Source organism: Bradyrhizobium sp. Leo114 (assembly GCF_055229415.2).
The window spans coordinates 1-14945 of the sequence record NZ_JBUYEN020000056.1 but is presented as its reverse complement, the minus strand read 5'-3'; the positions used below and the strand labels follow the sequence as shown (position 1 = coordinate 14945).

At 58.1% G+C, this 14945-nt stretch carries 10 protein-coding genes and 2 pseudogenes; 6 read left to right on the top strand and 6 right to left on the bottom strand.

Annotated features, from left to right (window positions below):
* Positions 1-4 precede the first annotated feature (4 nt).
* Together ACZIRK_RS38485 and ACZIRK_RS38480 are read right to left on the bottom strand one after the other, a co-directional pair.
* A pseudogene (locus ACZIRK_RS38485) lies at positions 5-726 on the bottom strand (transposase family protein); the annotation flags it as partial.
* Between the two features lie 979 nt (positions 727-1705).
* Entirely contained in the window at positions 1706-2770 is a 1065-nt protein-coding gene (locus tag ACZIRK_RS38480) for an ABC transporter substrate-binding protein (protein WP_245474928.1), read from the bottom strand.
* Positions 2771-4164: 1394 nt separating this feature from the next.
* Between ACZIRK_RS38480 and ACZIRK_RS38475 the strand changes: the two genes are divergently transcribed.
* The 4 genes and pseudogenes from ACZIRK_RS38475 to ACZIRK_RS38460 all read left to right on the top strand — a co-directional run.
* Positions 4165-5754 (top strand): amidophosphoribosyltransferase, encoded by a 1590-nt coding sequence (locus tag ACZIRK_RS38475; protein ID WP_245474929.1) that lies wholly within the window; start codon positions 4165-4167, stop codon positions 5752-5754.
* Between the two features lie 7 nt (positions 5755-5761).
* On the top strand, positions 5762-6442 hold the full coding sequence (locus ACZIRK_RS38470) for an HAD family hydrolase (RefSeq protein WP_130228486.1): 681 nt from the start codon (positions 5762-5764) through the stop codon (positions 6440-6442).
* 11 nt (positions 6443-6453) lie between these two features.
* The gene (locus ACZIRK_RS38465) at positions 6454-7356 is read left to right on the top strand and encodes an NAD(P)-dependent oxidoreductase (RefSeq protein WP_130228487.1); all 903 of its coding nucleotides are present in this window, start codon (positions 6454-6456) and stop codon (positions 7354-7356) included.
* 449 nt (positions 7357-7805) lie between these two features.
* A pseudogene (locus ACZIRK_RS38460) lies at positions 7806-8124 on the top strand (transposase); the annotation flags it as partial.
* A gap of 14 nt (positions 8125-8138) precedes the next feature.
* Here ACZIRK_RS38460 and ACZIRK_RS38455 read toward each other — a convergent pair.
* The gene (locus tag ACZIRK_RS38455) at positions 8139-9437 is read right to left on the bottom strand and encodes an FAD-dependent oxidoreductase (protein WP_130228488.1); all 1299 of its coding nucleotides are present in this window, start codon (positions 9435-9437) and stop codon (positions 8139-8141) included.
* Between the two features lie 465 nt (positions 9438-9902).
* The gene (locus ACZIRK_RS38450; RefSeq protein WP_028168869.1) at positions 9903-10745 is read right to left on the bottom strand and encodes an electron transfer flavoprotein subunit beta/FixA family protein; all 843 of its coding nucleotides are present in this window, start codon (positions 10743-10745) and stop codon (positions 9903-9905) included.
* 436 nt (positions 10746-11181) lie between these two features.
* Between ACZIRK_RS38450 and ACZIRK_RS38445 the strand changes: the two genes are divergently transcribed.
* Entirely contained in the window at positions 11182-11367 is a 186-nt protein-coding gene (locus ACZIRK_RS38445) for a hypothetical protein (protein WP_130228489.1), read from the top strand.
* On the opposite strand, the gene nifA is transcribed toward ACZIRK_RS38445, so the two are convergent.
* The gene (gene nifA, locus ACZIRK_RS38440) at positions 11325-13079 is read right to left on the bottom strand and encodes a nif-specific transcriptional activator NifA (RefSeq protein ID WP_245474930.1); all 1755 of its coding nucleotides are present in this window, start codon (positions 13077-13079) and stop codon (positions 11325-11327) included. The two genes, ACZIRK_RS38445 and nifA, sit on opposite strands and share 43 nt — an antisense overlap.
* Here nifA and ACZIRK_RS38435 point away from each other — a divergent pair.
* Positions 13071-13244 (top strand): hypothetical protein, encoded by a 174-nt coding sequence (locus tag ACZIRK_RS38435; RefSeq protein ID WP_165435427.1) that lies wholly within the window; start codon positions 13071-13073, stop codon positions 13242-13244. The two genes, nifA and ACZIRK_RS38435, sit on opposite strands and share 9 nt — an antisense overlap.
* A gap of 132 nt (positions 13245-13376) precedes the next feature.
* On the opposite strand, the gene ACZIRK_RS38430 is transcribed toward ACZIRK_RS38435, so the two are convergent.
* Positions 13377-14213, bottom strand: a complete 837-nt coding sequence (locus tag ACZIRK_RS38430) for an SDR family NAD(P)-dependent oxidoreductase (RefSeq protein ID WP_028168866.1) — start codon at positions 14211-14213, stop codon at positions 13377-13379.
* Positions 14214-14945: the final 732 nt, after the last annotated feature.

Here is a 14945-nt window from a genome sequence, read left to right as displayed (position 1 = left end):
GATTTCAGCTTGGGAGGAGCTGAAGTCGGCGGATGAGCTGGACGAGGATTTGGCGCAGCAAAAGCTCGAGCCAGCGGATGAGGCGACGGAAGTTGTAGCCGGCGGCGGCGAGGACGGCATTGGTGGCGTCGCCCTGGCGGTGCCAGAGATAGTTTCGGCCCATTCGGTGCTGGATTTGAGGTGGCCGATCACCGGCTCCACGGCGGAGCGCCGGCGCAGCTCGCGCTTGATCTTTGGCGTCACCCGCCGCTTCTGGCCTGAGATGAACACCCTGAACTTGTAATCGAGCGGCGCATTGTGGCCGCGATAGCCTTTGTCGAGACACATGCGCTCGATGACGTTGCCGACGAGCGCCTCCATGCCTGGGATCACGGTCTTGAGCGTATGGCCGTTATAGGGGTTGCCGGTCAGCGCTTTCACATGGGTGACGAACTGACCGCCCTTGGCGGGCGCGAGGTTGGTGGCCACCGAGACCTTGACGCCGAACTCGTAGGGCCGGTGGGCCTTGCCCTTGCCGATGCACTCCACCTCCGGCGCGTGCAGCGAGTAGACCTTGGGGCCGCGCTGGTGCTGCTTCTGGTCAAGCACCCGTCGCGCCAGCGCCAGCATGCGTTCGAGGACAATCTCGCCAAGCAAGCCGGTGCGGCCTTCGATCTTGCGGGCAATATCACGGATGACGCGACCGAGATAGGTTCTGAGCATCTTCAAGGCCCGGTTGGCGCGCTTGGAGGCATCGGTTTTGACGCCCCGAGGTAGAGCAATTTGGGCAATTCAGTTGGCGACCGGCGCCCGTCTGTCACAGGTTTGCTAATCTGCGCCTGTTCGCTGATCGACGCGCACCCGGCTCCGGACGATGGACGCGCGGTCACCGCGCAGCCCCCCGTCAATACGCCGTCTCGTCGCGAAGAGCGGGGCGCAAATGCCGATGGCGCAAGGGAGAGCAGCTACAAACCTTCGTATGGCACTTCCATCCCTTGTCATGGCGCTCGCCTACCCCCGTACAATTGAGCGTTCAGTTGCGATGGACCTAGCCTTGGGCCAATCAGCAAAAGTCGATTGCCCGGCGATTACAGGGAAGATCGACGCAATCGCGACGATCCCAGCGGTCCGCACGTGGAACGCGCGCGACAGAGAAGAAGCCGCTGTTTTGCCCTGGGAGGCTGCATATGAGACTGAAGCGCTGCTTCCGCTGCCCTATTTTCCGCATGACCGCGCGGATCACAATGACCCCGCAGCCGCACTTCATTTGTGCGCGCGGTGCGACCGCGAACCAGAAATCCCGGGAAGCTATCACCGACGCGAGACCTACAGGAGATAAAGATGGGCGATAGCTCCCAATGCTCTCACCAACCTGCAGCGAAGTGCTGCGCCGTCTGCGGCGGGAAGTTTGGCCTGATCCGATATTACTCGTGGCGCACTGCGCTGTGCTCCAGGAAATGTCTGGATCGGTTCAAGGCGCGTCGGGAGCGCGATCGCCGATGGCTGTTCGGATTTCACGGAGCCTAAAACAGCTGAGGTTGAAGGCCAATGCCGCCCTGTCTTGTACTTTCTTAAACGTGTCGAGGAAGTTGTTGAACTCCGGCTTTGCTGCATATTCGACCCAGGTCTTTTCGGCCCACGTCGATCCGCGCGCGGAGTTGACGAGCTTGCCGGCAACAGCGCCGTTCAGATCAACCTGCTTTGAGGTTGCCCATTGGATGAACAGCTAGGCTGCTCCCTTCTTCTTGGAAGCGGCGTTCATCGCTAGCGACCATATCCAGATGTTGGATTCGAAGTCTTTGCCGTTTTGAGCGCGCAAGGGGGGTGCGAATGCGATCTTACCCGAGGCCGGCTTGCCGGCCACGTCGTTCCAAAAGCCAACCATGTTGGAATCGATTGCCATCGCCGTGCGTCCTGAGTTGATGCCATCGACCACTTGATACCAGTTGTCGTTAGCAAAGGACGGACCCGCGCACTTCTTGATCATGTCCACATAGTCCTTGTGGAAGGCGATTGACTCAGGTGAGTCGAGACCCGTGTCCAGCTTGCCGTCCTTAATGACGAAATCATGCACTCCGTAAGATTTGGCAATCGAGATCGCAGCCGTGTGGATGCTGCTCCAAAAGCGTACGCCCAACGGCGTGAGTGCGGGATCCGCAGCTTTTAGCTTTGCGCATGCGGCGGACATCTCCGGCGGAGTCGTCGGCACCTTGATGCCGAATTTGTCGAGGATGTCCTTACGGTAGAATAGCTGGATGTTCTCGAAGCCGTGCGGAACGGCCCACACCCGACCGCTTCCCGCTTCGATCTGCCCATCTGTCACCTTCCAGGTTAGCGCATCCCGCAGCGCGGGAAAGAAATCCTTGTAGTCATAGTTTGATGCGGTGAGTTTCGGATCGGTCAGATACCGATCGAGCGGCTCGAGCAACTGGCCTGGCGCAAGATCCCAGGCTAGCTGAACCCCCGTCCCCACGACTTCCCAAGTCGGAGATTTTGTGCTCAGTTGGATCGTTAGCTTATTCCAATAAGCGTCGTCCGGATAAAGCTCAGGCGTCACCTTGATACCGGTTAGCTTTTCGAACTCCGGCAATTGAGCCGCGACGGCGTCAGCATAGGGATGAATGTCGTATGCCCAGACGATCGAACTACCTTCGAACTGCCTCCAGTTGACGTCGTCTGCTTTGGCTTGCTGAAGGGGAATGGCCGCTCCGGTCAGAAGCGTCGAGCAAATAAGAGCGCCTCTGGCAAAATTCGCCAAATGGCCGCAAAAAGCAGCGAGCTTCCTTGGCATGCTTCCCTCCAATGGGCTCTTTGGCCCGTAAGCCCACGCGCCCTCCTCTTCCAGGGCCGCAGTGCCGAGCAGGCTACCTGTAATTTATTCTCGTCTTAAGCGGGCTTTCCAACCGAGGTTGGGTAAGATTGAGTAACGTCGGACACTTCGGGCATTTCCGCAGAAGGGGAGAATAAACGCGGATCAGCAAGCAGAGCGAGCCACACCGGGGCTGAAGTTGCAGGCTACGTCGCAACCTGTCGGTTCATGTTGCACAATTCCGGTCTTAATTTTGATCTCGTGCAGTTATACGGCTCCTTCCCCACTTTATCTGGCGCCAGTAAGCCGTCGTACCAAGGCGTCGAGTCTAGATCTCATTTTTCGATAGTCGGCTTATGTACCGGATCGATAAGAACTTGCCGCTGAGAACAAACGTGCTCCTCGGTTGTACGATATCAAGAATGGCGGCTGGAATCTCACAAAGACGTTCATCGTCGGGCTGCCGCTCGACGAGGGTGGGCACCGGGAGGCGGAGGTTGTTGAGGACCAGATACGATTCGTGCCGATCGCTCATCTCGAAGATGAAATGCCGCGCCGCGGTTCGCCGTTCGGTCGGCTATGGCATCACGATTGGAGCGCCCGCGCATGGCGAAGGCTTGGATGCTGCTATGGTTGAATGTTCGCGTTCGCCGGATCACTCGGCAGCGTCAGCCCTCGCCCTTTTCCCACGCCGGCCCCGTCTCGGCGGCGCCAGCTCCGGAGTTGTTCGCATGTTGAGCATCGGGTTGGTCAAGCTTCCCAGTGTGCGATCGTATCACCCGAGCCTTCTGAACGATAATAGGATTCCTGCAGCGAAGGTGCACCGCTGAGCACATCTGCAGCCCAGCTGCGCACACCTCTGCTGCATAAGCTGAAACTCCTCTACACACGCTATTCAACCAGTACCGGGCCCGCCGCTTCGGGTCCATTCGAATTTACCTTCATATTCGGTGCAGTTCTTTTCGATCCCACACATATCGTTCCTGATACTGTTCGCCGCATTCGACTCGCATGCACCGCGCGCAGTGCACCAACCATGACGTAAGCCAAGACTGCGGCTCCTAAGCCGGCGAATGCTGGATAACTCTCGCCTTTCCCCTGCCTACGAAAGCTAGATTGTCGCGACTATTTGCATGACGAACCTGCCGCGACTGAGACAGCGTCGTGAGAGGCAGCTTCAGGCGCGCCGACAAAGCCCTGGTACGAGCCTTGCTTGATGAAGGGCAAGACCATGTGCTTCGCGCCGAGCCGCCGGATTCCTTCCGCCTTGGTGTCTGGCTCCGGACATGGATGTCTTCAACCGGACACGGTTGAACACAACAACACGCAGCGTCAAACGATGACACGGTAACAGTCGTTGTCCAAAGGAGAGAAGCATGTCCGGTATTGCAGGCGCTTTTCTGTTGCCAAGCCGTTCACAAAAGACGGTTTACGATCGGCTCAAGCACATGGTTCCGAAGCTTGAAAACCGTGGACAGGCGGGGTTCGGCGTTGCCGCGTTCATGCATGCAAAAGGTTTTCAATATACAAAGTCATGTCGGCCACCACGCGACTTCGCAACGATTGATTATGATGAACAGGGTGCGAATTTCAGGCCACATGTAGCGATAGCACATATTCGTACTCCATCTTCCCGGGAGAACAGTGACGGCGACGTCCAGCCCCTTGACAACCATAAAGCCGGCCATCGCCACTTGACCGTTTGTTTGAACGGCGCTTTGGCCAACGCTGATGAACTTAAGGAAGAACTGCTTGCCCAAGGCTATCGGTTTGGCAGCAGAACGGATGCAGAGCTTCCGCTCAAGCTTATTGAGCGCATTTGTCAAAAAGACTATTGGCAGCACGCTTTGCCGGTTGATTACGAGAAAGTCTTTCGTGACATTGATGTCCGTATTGATGGGGCCATCATCGCACTTTTATTGGATGGTCAAGGTAATCTAACTGCTTTCCGCAATCGTAGTGATTTGCGGCCTTTGGAATTCATGAAAACCGAAGACGGTTTTGTACTCTTTGCCTCCGAAAATTGCGCTTTCTCCGGACTACAAGGCCAAGCGGACGAGATATTGCCAAGTCACATCAAGTATGTGGACGGACAAACGGGAGATTGCATCACTCGCTTTGTTGGCCGTGCTGGACACAGCCCAAAGCTTTGCGCCTATGAGACGCTCTATCTAGGAAATACGAAAACGTCGATACGAGGCCACTCTCATCTGAGCACCCGTCACAATATAGGCGTTACCCTGGGTCGAATTATCTCGCCGACTTTAGTGGTCGAAACGGGCTCCGCCCCCATCATCGTTTCTTCCATGCCGCGTACGGGAAAGCCGTATGCCGATGTTCTATTCGCATCTCTGGCCGAACAACAGGGTGCCCTCGTTCAAAGGCACGAAGTGATCGCAACATGCTGTTCGGAGCGCACGCTCATAGGCATCGCTGGCGAACGCAAATCGCTTATCGCGCAAAAGTACCGGGTCGCAAGCAAAGACGTTACAGGCCGAACCATAATTATAGCCGATGAGGCGCTCATTCGCGGCGATACAAGCCGGGCAGTGACGGAAATGCTCCTTGCCGCCGGGGCCAAGGCTGTGCATTGGGCAATCGGTTCTCCGCCCATCGTAGCGCCAAATTACTACGGCATGGGTATCGACACGATTGATGAGTTGGCGTTCTGGAAAGTCTGGAAAACATTGCCACCCGAAGCGCGACAGAACAGTCTGCGTTTCCATAAAATCGAGTCGCAAACGCTCACGGTGATCGAAAGGCACATTGCTTTGTCCATCAATGCTGCCAGCGTCACTTATCTGCCCTTTCATTCTCTCGTATCCTTGCTGCCGCAGGGGCATGATGGAATCGATCTATCTCCGTTTACGGTCGAGATGCCAACTCCTGCGGGGCAAAAACGCGCGAACGAAAACTTGAATAGATTGGTCGCCGATCTCGCCTTCACAAAAGTATCCGCTGCCTGACGTCACGATGAAGCCGGCTCTTGTATTCGATTGGAACGGCACTCTGCTCGACGATGCCGATGCCTTGCTGCAAACGACGAACGCCATTCTGAGCCGGTTCGGCCGCGCTGCCATCGACATGCAAACTTTTTTGGACCAGTGCGACGTTCCACTTTCCGTCCTTTACCGCAATCTCGGAATGTCGGAACGCGAAGTCGAAACAGTGGATAGCGATGGCAGCGCTATTTTTCACGACACCTACGAGCCGCTGGCGAGCAAAGCCGATCTGCGCGACGGCGCCCGCCGCATTTTGGAAACGGCGCGTCAACAGGCCGTTTCCACCATCATTCTGAGCAACCATATAGTCGAACCCCTCCGTACCCAATTGCGACGGCTTGGAATCGACGATTGCGTCGATGAGGTTCTGGCCTTTGAAAGCCGCGCTACTCAATACAAAAGCATGAGCAAAGGCGAACGGCTTCAGCTGTACATGCAAACACACAATCTGAACCCTGGGTCAACCGTCTTCATCGGGGACATGCCGGTCGAAACGGATATTGCACGCAATCTTGGCTTGATCAGCGTAGCCATTACCGGCGGGTTGGTGTCCGAGTCGCGTTTGCATGCGGCGCAGCCGGACTACCTCATTGATAACCATCATAAGCGGCTGCGCGTTCTGCAAGAAACCGGCTTTTTTCGAAATGCATAGTGAGCGAGAGCATGACTGAAAATCCATTATCGACCGCAACGCCTATGCCAGCGCGACAAAAGATCGGCCTGATCGGCGCAGGACGCATGGGAACCGGCATAGGGATCAGTCTTTTGCGTCATGGCGCCGAATTGCATATCAAAGCCAACAAGAACCGTAGGGGTGCGGAACGTTTAATCGGCATGGGCGCTTGTGAACGTGCTTCCATTGCTGAATTGGCCAGGCATGTAAATGTCGTCGTTTTGTCCTTGCCTTCAAGCCGCGAGGTTGAGGCAGTCTGTCTTGGGCAACACGGATTGTTCGCGCATTTACCCCGACAGAGTCTGATACTTGACTGCACAACGTCTCATCCTGCTTCAACGCTCGTTTTGGCCGAACAGGCCCAAAAGCATCGCTTAGCCTTTATAGATGCCCCCGTAACGCGAAGCCCTGAACATGCAGAGCAAGGACGTCTCAACGCCGTTGTTGGATCGGATGGGAAAAGTTTCCGTATCGCTGCCGGTATTCTTGCTGCGTTTTGCGAGAACATCGTCCCTGTCGGCGATGTCGGGCAAGGCCATAAGCTCCAGCTGGTCTATAACGGCATGACGATGGGCATAGCGGCGGTAACTGCTGAAACTTGCCGGTTTGCCGATGGCCTTGGCGTTGATCTTGCAACCTTACGCTCGTTAGTCAGTCGCGGCGCGACCAACAGCGGAATATTCCAGAATTTCGCAGCCTTTATGTTGGGCGAAAGACCGGATGTTTTGGCGATATCCATTACCAATGCCGCAAAGGATATTGATTGCGCCGTGCGGTTAGCAGGCGAAACCGCAATAGCAGTGCCGGTTCTGACTGCCGCCGCGCAAAAATTACACACCTCTGTTGCCGAAGGCAAAGGTGAACTCACCTTACCTCATCTCGCGCTTCTCTGAGGACAACGGATGACATAGTAACAGCACCCGAAAAACTGGTGTGCTGCAGACTTCGATGACCGTCGCGATTTCGGCAGTCGGCGGTTGTTCCTGACCCGGCAAGGTGCCGCAAATGTTGCTTTCGATTCTTTTCTCCTTCCCTACCGGTGCTGCCCTGAACATTTCGCTGACGGTGGATGGGCGCTGTCGCAGAAGATCGAACACAGTTCCGCTTAATCTGCGATTGGCTTCGCTGAACGACAAATCCTGAAAATTTGTGCAACCGTACAGCAGTCGCCGAAAATATGCCGAAAAGATAGGGCACTTACGGGTTGGTCGGAACTGTCTATGACGGCAGATTCCCGGCCCGAAATTACAGCGAGGCTGGCGTGAGGGTTTTCCGCAACCGGCCATCTCAGACGGGGAGGAAACTCACAGTGTCACAAACATTCATCCCGTACGCACCAACGGTCTCCGCAGGGCCGGCCGTTTTGACACTCGCACCTCCCATGTCTACCCTCATTGGGGACAAAGGCTACGATGGCGACGGCTTTCGCGCCGAAATCGTCAATCGCGGCGCGAAGCCCGTCATTCCAAACAAAATCCAACAGGGTGATCCTCCACAGATTCAGCAAACGCGTCGACAAAAAGCGCAACGTTATAGGCGCTGTTTCCGCCGGCAGAAGGATTTCAGGCGTGTTGCAATTCGCTACGACAAACTCGCCAGGAACTTCTAATGCTGCCGTCTACCTCGCGGCCATCGTCGCCTATTGGATCAATCGAGTCTGAACCCTCATACTCTTTCAACGCCAGGCGCGCGGGAAGCGGAACCCATCACCGAAGAGTCCGGTCCATGACCACACATCGCCAGAGGATTTTGAGTCCGCGTCCTTCTCCCCCGCCACTGGCCTGCCGGCAATGCGAGCGAAGTTCTGGATCGCTTTGGAGACGAGCTGCGGATAGGTGAGGAGAAAGTTGTCCGGCTGGGTGTGCATCAGCGCCGGCATATCCTTCTTTTTTAAATCCTCATACGACTCATTCAGCATCTTCTTGTACAATGATAAGCTATTCGACGTGCAGCGGCCGCCGCGCGACTTCACACGGAAGATCGCCTCCGGGGCAATTTTCCCAGAGATCATCGCAACGTTCAAACGCCCGCGATAGCTGGTGCTGTCGAGTTCGGCGGCATCGCCGATTACCACCCAGCCATCGCCGTAGAGCTGGGGTATGGTGTTGTAGCCGCTTTTCGGGATGAGGTGCGCGGAATATTCCTTGAGCTCTGAGCCGTCGATTAGTGGCACCACCGACGGATGACGCTTGAAGCGGTCGAGCAGCCCGTAAGGCGTTTCGCCCGTTCGCTGGAGATCGGAGACGAGGCAGCCGATGCCGAGTGAGATGCACTCCTTGTTCGCATAGATGAAACCCATGCCGGTCATCCCGCGCGAGATGGTGCCGGCGGCCTCGATCACGACCCCTTCGTCGCGCTTGAGATTGAAGCGGTTTTCGATGGTCTCGCGCGGCAAAAGGTGCATTTCCTCGACCTCCAGCGCAACCTGGTCGGGCGTCGGCCGCTCGCGCAAGCCCGCACACGTCCCGAGCAAGCCATTGACGCCCTCGGCGAGCACCACTACGTCGGAGTGGATTATGCCGTCCTGTCGGTCAGTACGCACACCAATGACGCGGCCACGGCGGTTCTGCGCCAGCTCGGTAACGGTAGTCTGGCACAAGAGGGTGGCGCCGGCCTCCTTCACCTTGCAGGAGAACCATTTGTCGAATTCGGGGCGGATGACGATGTACCGGTTCGGTCGCTGGTGATTGCAATCGTTGAAGCGGTAGCGCAGCCCGATATGGGAACGGCTCTCCATTATCCAAAAGCGCTGCTCGACAAGGCGGCGCTCGAGGGGGGCATTCTCGCGGAAATCTGGCGTCAGCTGCTCCAAGATGTCCGCATCGAGGACTGCCCCCTGCACGTTCTTTGATCCGGAATATTCGCCGCGCTCGAGCTGCAGCACCTTCATGCCGCGCTTGGCCATGCTCAGCGCGGCCGCGTTGCCGGCCATTCCGGCGCCAACAACGATCGCATCGAACCTCTCTTCGATCATGGGCCTCTCCTTTGTTCAGTGGCGCATGTTCTCAAACCTACCCTCGCTTGCAACGCGGTCGCCTGCATAGGGCGACGGCGGAGGCGGCGAGATCACGACCCAAGATCGTGCTTCCCAACAACAGGATCTCCGGCTCGGAGGTGTTGAAGGCCGGTCAAGGCCTTGGTGTCGGACACGTTGCGGCAATCTGCAAGCATGTTGTCGGCAACCAGATAGAAGGTCGGCGCCGTGGCAGAGTTCGACCGCGGGCGCTGCGCGTCGCCTTTGTCTCCGGACCGATCACGACCTCCGCGAGATCAACTTTCAGCTTCAGCTCCAAGGAGACTGATTGCACTGGCCGCGCTCCTGTTCGATAAAGACCCAGACATACTGCGTTGAAATTCACCGCGAGCGCCTTCTTGCCGGCGCGCCCTTCAGGAGACGCGCGAGCTCCTGTCAGATCGCTCATCATCAAGACTCTTCGGATCAGGCATCGCGGGCCAGCGCCGCAAGATCGGTCTCAAGCTTGGGCTGGTGCTTGAAGATCGCGTCGATCAATGCTTGCGCCGGCTGCTCGGCGGCTTCTACCAGCACCGCCTTCTCAGCGCGCGCGGACGGCGCGAATACACGCTTAACGACGGTCGGCGAGCCCTTGAGACCGCATTTGGAGATGTCCTCGACGCCGGCCTGCTGCGCGTTCCACTTCACGATCGGCGCCCGGGCGGCACGCAACGCATCCGCCATGGCGCCGCGGCGAATCTGGTTGGTTGCCTCCAGCATGGTGATGAGACACGGCAGCCGGGTGCGGAGCACCTGCACGCCGCCTTCGGAGCGCCGTTCCGCTTCAACTGTGCGTGCGGCAAGATCCAAGGCACTGATCTTGGCGACGTAGGTGAGCTGCAGCACACCTAGCCGCTTCGCGACGCCGGGCCCAACTTGGGCGGTGTCACCGTCGATGGTCTGCTTACCGGTGAAGATGAGGTCCGGCGGGCCATATTCCTTGCCGATTTTGCGGATGGCGGTCGCAAGTGCGTAACTCGTCGCCAGCGTATCGGCGCCCGCGAAGCAGCGATCGGTGAGCAGTACGGCGCGATCGGCGCCAAAGGTGAGCGCTTTGCGTAACGAGTCCTCGGCCGACGGCGGCCCCATCGTAAGGACGGTGATCTCGCCGCCGAATTTATCGCGCAGCTCCAGCGCGGCCTCGAGCGCGAAGAGGTCGTATGGATTGATGATGGTCGGCACGCCCTGACGCATGATCGTGTTAGTCACGGGGTGCACGCGGATTTGCGCCGAGTCGGGAACCTGCTTGATGCAGACGACGTTGTGCATATGTTTCTCCAGACATTGCAATGGCTGGCGAAGAGAACAGCAAGTTTCGTACCACTGCGCGAATTTCAAAATCAGCAGCGATACAATGCTTTTTGGAAACGTCATCTCACCCTAGCCTGACGTTTGCCGGCGACGGAATTGCGACATTGGTCCTGACTACGACAGCTCGGCTCGCGCGGCTTAATTTATCGTTGATCTGGGTCAAAGCGGGTGGCCCAAAACGGATTCGCTTCCTCGGGAAACCGCAGCACCCGCTGCGCTCATGAGGAAGCCTAAGCCTTGAGCTCATTTGCAACCGACGAGGCTTCGCATCACCAGGAGCAAGCGCCGCGTCGCAACGAGCTTGCGGCGCCTGCGGCCACGAGGCACACGGCGATACCTTCGTAGTCCCGCAGCGCGCGGCGGTTGCTCCACATGAGCGGACGCGGGCTTAGAATTGAACGCGGTCAACCAGCAGACGATGATCTCGCCGACTGAAATCCGGCGTGAGCTGATGGTCGATTGCGACATTACCCAGGCAGTGGCGATGGCAGCGCCCGCGCCGCCGATGGTCACGGCCCCGACGCGCGCCAAATCCTTTCAGAAACGCTTGATCTCGACACCGTATTTCCTCAAGGCGTAGCCAATCTGGCGCGGTGTCAGCCCAAGCAGGCGCGCCGCCTTCGCCTGCACCCAGCCGGACCTTTCCATGGCCGCGATGACACGCTCGCGATCTGTGATCTTCGCACCACCTACGAGGGATGCGCCGGCTGGTGCCAACGGAGCCAGGTCGCCGCCGAAAGGCGGGACCGGCATAGCCGCCTCAGCCGGCGGCATGGCGGGCATAATCGGCACTGATACGATCGGCCGCGGCTGCAGCGCCACCTCGTCCGATCCGGTTTTCCACAGCATCGCGGAAAGGCACTGGCCGTGGCAGCAGGCAAAGTCGTCTCTTACGATCGATGGTCCAGGTGCAAGGGTCGCGGTCCGCTGCACGCAATTCTCAAGCTCGCGCACATTTCCGGGAAAACCGCAGTTCATCAGTACTTCAATCGCACTGCTATCGAAGTCGAGCGTACGGCCGTTCTCGCTGTTGAAATTTCTGAGGAACTCGGTGGCGAGGAGCGGAATATCACCGCGCCTTTCGCGCAACGGCGGCAGCAGCAAGGGAACCACGCTGATCCGATAATAGAGGTCGGCGCGGAACTCGTTGCTTGCCACCGCCTCTTCCAGGTTCTTATTGGTGGCGGCAATCACGCGAACATCGACCTTAACGGTCTGGTTGCCGCCGACGCGCTCGAATTCCTGCTCCTGCAGGACGCGCAGTAGCTTTGCCTGGAACGAAGCCGAAATCTCGCCGATCTCGTCCAGAAATAGCGTCCCCTTGTCGGCGAGCTCGAAGCGGCCCTTGCGGGAGCTGAACGCGCTGGTAAAGGCACCCTTCTCGTGACCGAACAATTCGGATTCCAGTACCGTTTCAGGCAGCGCCGCGCAGTTGAGTTTTATGAGCGGACGCTTGGCGCGCGCCGACCGCTCGTGAATCGCCTTGGCGACCAGCTCTTTTCCGGTACCGGACTCGCCGCGCAACAGCACCGTGCTGTTTGATTTGGCCACCACCGCGATCTTCTCGAGCAGCGCCCGCAGCGCCGGGCTGTCCCCGATGATCCCCTCGACATGGACCTTCTTGCGCTCCCGTGAAGGCTGCTTGAGCTCACACAATTGCTTTTGCAGGCGGTCCTTCTCCACCATCAGTCGCTCGCGGTCACACGCGAACAGCCGATGCAGCTTCACCGTCTGCCCTACAAGGTTGGCGATCATGGTGAGCAGCCGTGCGTCGTAGTCGAGCCGGACGCTCGAGGCCTCGTCCAGCATTCGGTCGATCGTCAGCGTGCCGACGACATTCGCATCGATGCGGATGGGAACGCCGAGGAACGACACTGGCATCTCGTCGGAGGCCCCGAGTACCTCCATGTCCGCAGCACTGAAGGCCGAATGCACCGCTACGTTTTCGGCGACGAGCGGCATGTCCGACGTCACGATCTCCTGCAGTGCCTTCTGCGGCAGGCGCATCCGGTAGCGCTCGTCGCTGCCTTCGCTCCAGCCGGCGCCCACGGTAATGTCCGGCACGCCATCATCGTGGAATAGAGAGACGATACCGTGCCGCATCTGTACAAACGATTGCAGAAGATCAACAACGTTGGCCAGCGTGACTTCGAGCCGGCAGGGCGCGGTGAGTACTTTCGATATTTCGAAGATCCCGATAATCGCGCTCTCATACGACGGCACAATAGGGACCGTGTGGTCCGTCTCGGAGTTTGAGTTAAGCCTTTCGCGTACGGAAGGGATATGCAGCATGACGACGTCTCCGTTGTCATGACCATCCTCCCTGTCGCTCTGTTCGGATTTGCGAATATTGTGTTGCATGTCATCCTCGATCTCGCCCTACAGGGAATGACCGCAAGAGATAACCCCTTATTATGGCACGATGGTAAAACTTACAGCGCCTTCATCGTGGCATGACGGTAAACTTACAATGCTTTGATTTGCTTATTCTCTGCTCTTCCGAACTCGTCGCGCGGATTCCGTGGAAACACGAGTTCCATTGATGTAACTCAAATCAGCTGCGATTTTTTGTTGCAGGTAGGGGGTCGATCACAGGTGTTGGCCACCATCGATCGGCACCTCGGTGCCCGTGACATAGCTTGCCGCATCCGAGCATAGGAAGAAGATGACCTTCGCGACTTCTTCCGGTGTGCCCACCCGGCGCAGCGGAATATTTGGCACAAGACGCGCTTCCGTGTTCGGCGACAAAATGTCTGTTTTGATCTCGCCGGGCGCGATCGCGTTCACGCGAATGCCATGCGGTGCATAGTCGTGCGCCTTTTCGCGCGTGAGACACGCGAGCGCAGCTTTCGATGTCGCGTAGGCGCTGCCGGCAAACGGGTGCACCCGCGAGCCTGCGATTGAGGTCACGTTGACAATTGATCCCGACGCTGCTCTCAACTCCTCAAACAGGCCTTGCGCGAGCAGGATCGGCGCCACCAGATTGAGGTGGAACACCCTCATCCAGGTTTCGACTGACGTCGTCAAGGACGTCAGTCGTGCACCGTTCGGCGTCTTCGGCGAAATTCCGGCATTGTTGATCAATGCGTGCAATGGCGCGCCCGCGAGGCGCTCCTTGACCTCGGCGATGGCGCGCGGCAGCATCCGATGGTTGCTGAGGTCGACCTGGACATGGTTGTCGGCCCCTGACTCCCACGGGCAGCGCCCGCCATCGAACGGTTGGCGCGCGCAAGAGATGATGCGCCAGCCCGCTTCCGAAAACAGCTTTCCGGTGGCGTGACCGATGCCGCGCGACGCCCCGGTCAGCACCAACGTCTTCCGTTCTCCCTGCTGGATGCCGGCTCTATCGGTGTGAAACGGACAGCTCACGTCGGTCGCCGACCGTGGACCGGCGACCGCATCGTCGTTTCTCAGATCGAGACTCAAAACGCACCTCCCATCTTGCCCTCGCCCGCCAACGCGGTGCAGGATTTGGGCCAGTGCGATGCAGAGGAATGCTCGCACCTTTTGCGGCCCAATGTCGTGTTCGCAACAGGTTGGCGGGTTCGGGACATCGGGCGCGTTTGCTTTCGGACAGCAGCAAACGCTGGTGCACACCAAGCCGATTTTCAAGTCCTGCAAGACGTGCACGGCACTGCCCATTTGGCTCGGCTCTTGCTCCACGGCCCTAATGCGCGCTGGCTTTGCCGCAAATGTTGTCAATGCGGTCGGTCGAGGTCCGTAAATTGCGCGGATATCAGAACCGCTGGCGAATTCGTTGGCTCTCACACCATTCGATGCGGGGGAACGACGTGTTGCTGTTGAGCAATCCGCCCCTCCTGAGAACCAGGTTACCGGCCACGTCATTCCATTCATCATTCCGTGATCGAACTGGGTCTCAGGATCGGCGGCAGCGAACCCTCAACCTGCAGCGTTTCTCGGCGGCCTCCGCCATCGCAGTCTTCTTGAGCGTGGCGATATTGTCGGCAGCCTCCTTCGAGAGGCCCTCGCGGACGGCTTCAAGGCTGGGTTGAACACTCCCGGGAAATAATGTGAGCGTCATCCGGCGACCACGCACTGAGGGCTGATCTGGTCGGCTAGGAAGATCTCGTGGATTGTTTCGTCACGAGGTCACCATGTCAAAAGATAGTTGTAAGGATGGCGATAAGGATAGGCATG

What these genes read in the sequence shown, in the direction of transcription:
- ACZIRK_RS38480 (WP_245474928.1), bottom strand. Translation starts at nt 2,770, where the DNA reads ATGCCAAGGAAGCTCGCTGCTTTTTGCGGCCATTTGGCGAATTTTGCC.
- ACZIRK_RS38475 (WP_245474929.1), top strand. Translation starts at nt 4,165, where the DNA reads ATGTCCGGTATTGCAGGCGCTTTTCTGTTGCCAAGCCGTTCACAAAAG.
- ACZIRK_RS38470 (WP_130228486.1), top strand. Translation starts at nt 5,762, where the DNA reads ATGAAGCCGGCTCTTGTATTCGATTGGAACGGCACTCTGCTCGACGAT.
- ACZIRK_RS38465 (WP_130228487.1), top strand. Translation starts at nt 6,454, where the DNA reads ATGACTGAAAATCCATTATCGACCGCAACGCCTATGCCAGCGCGACAA.
- ACZIRK_RS38455 (WP_130228488.1), bottom strand. Translation starts at nt 9,437, where the DNA reads ATGATCGAAGAGAGGTTCGATGCGATCGTTGTTGGCGCCGGAATGGCC.
- ACZIRK_RS38450 (WP_028168869.1), bottom strand. Translation starts at nt 10,745, where the DNA reads ATGCACAACGTCGTCTGCATCAAGCAGGTTCCCGACTCGGCGCAAATC.
- ACZIRK_RS38435 (WP_165435427.1), top strand. Translation starts at nt 13,071, where the DNA reads ATGCAGCATGACGACGTCTCCGTTGTCATGACCATCCTCCCTGTCGCT.
- nifA (WP_245474930.1), bottom strand. Translation starts at nt 13,079, where the DNA reads ATGCTGCATATCCCTTCCGTACGCGAAAGGCTTAACTCAAACTCCGAG.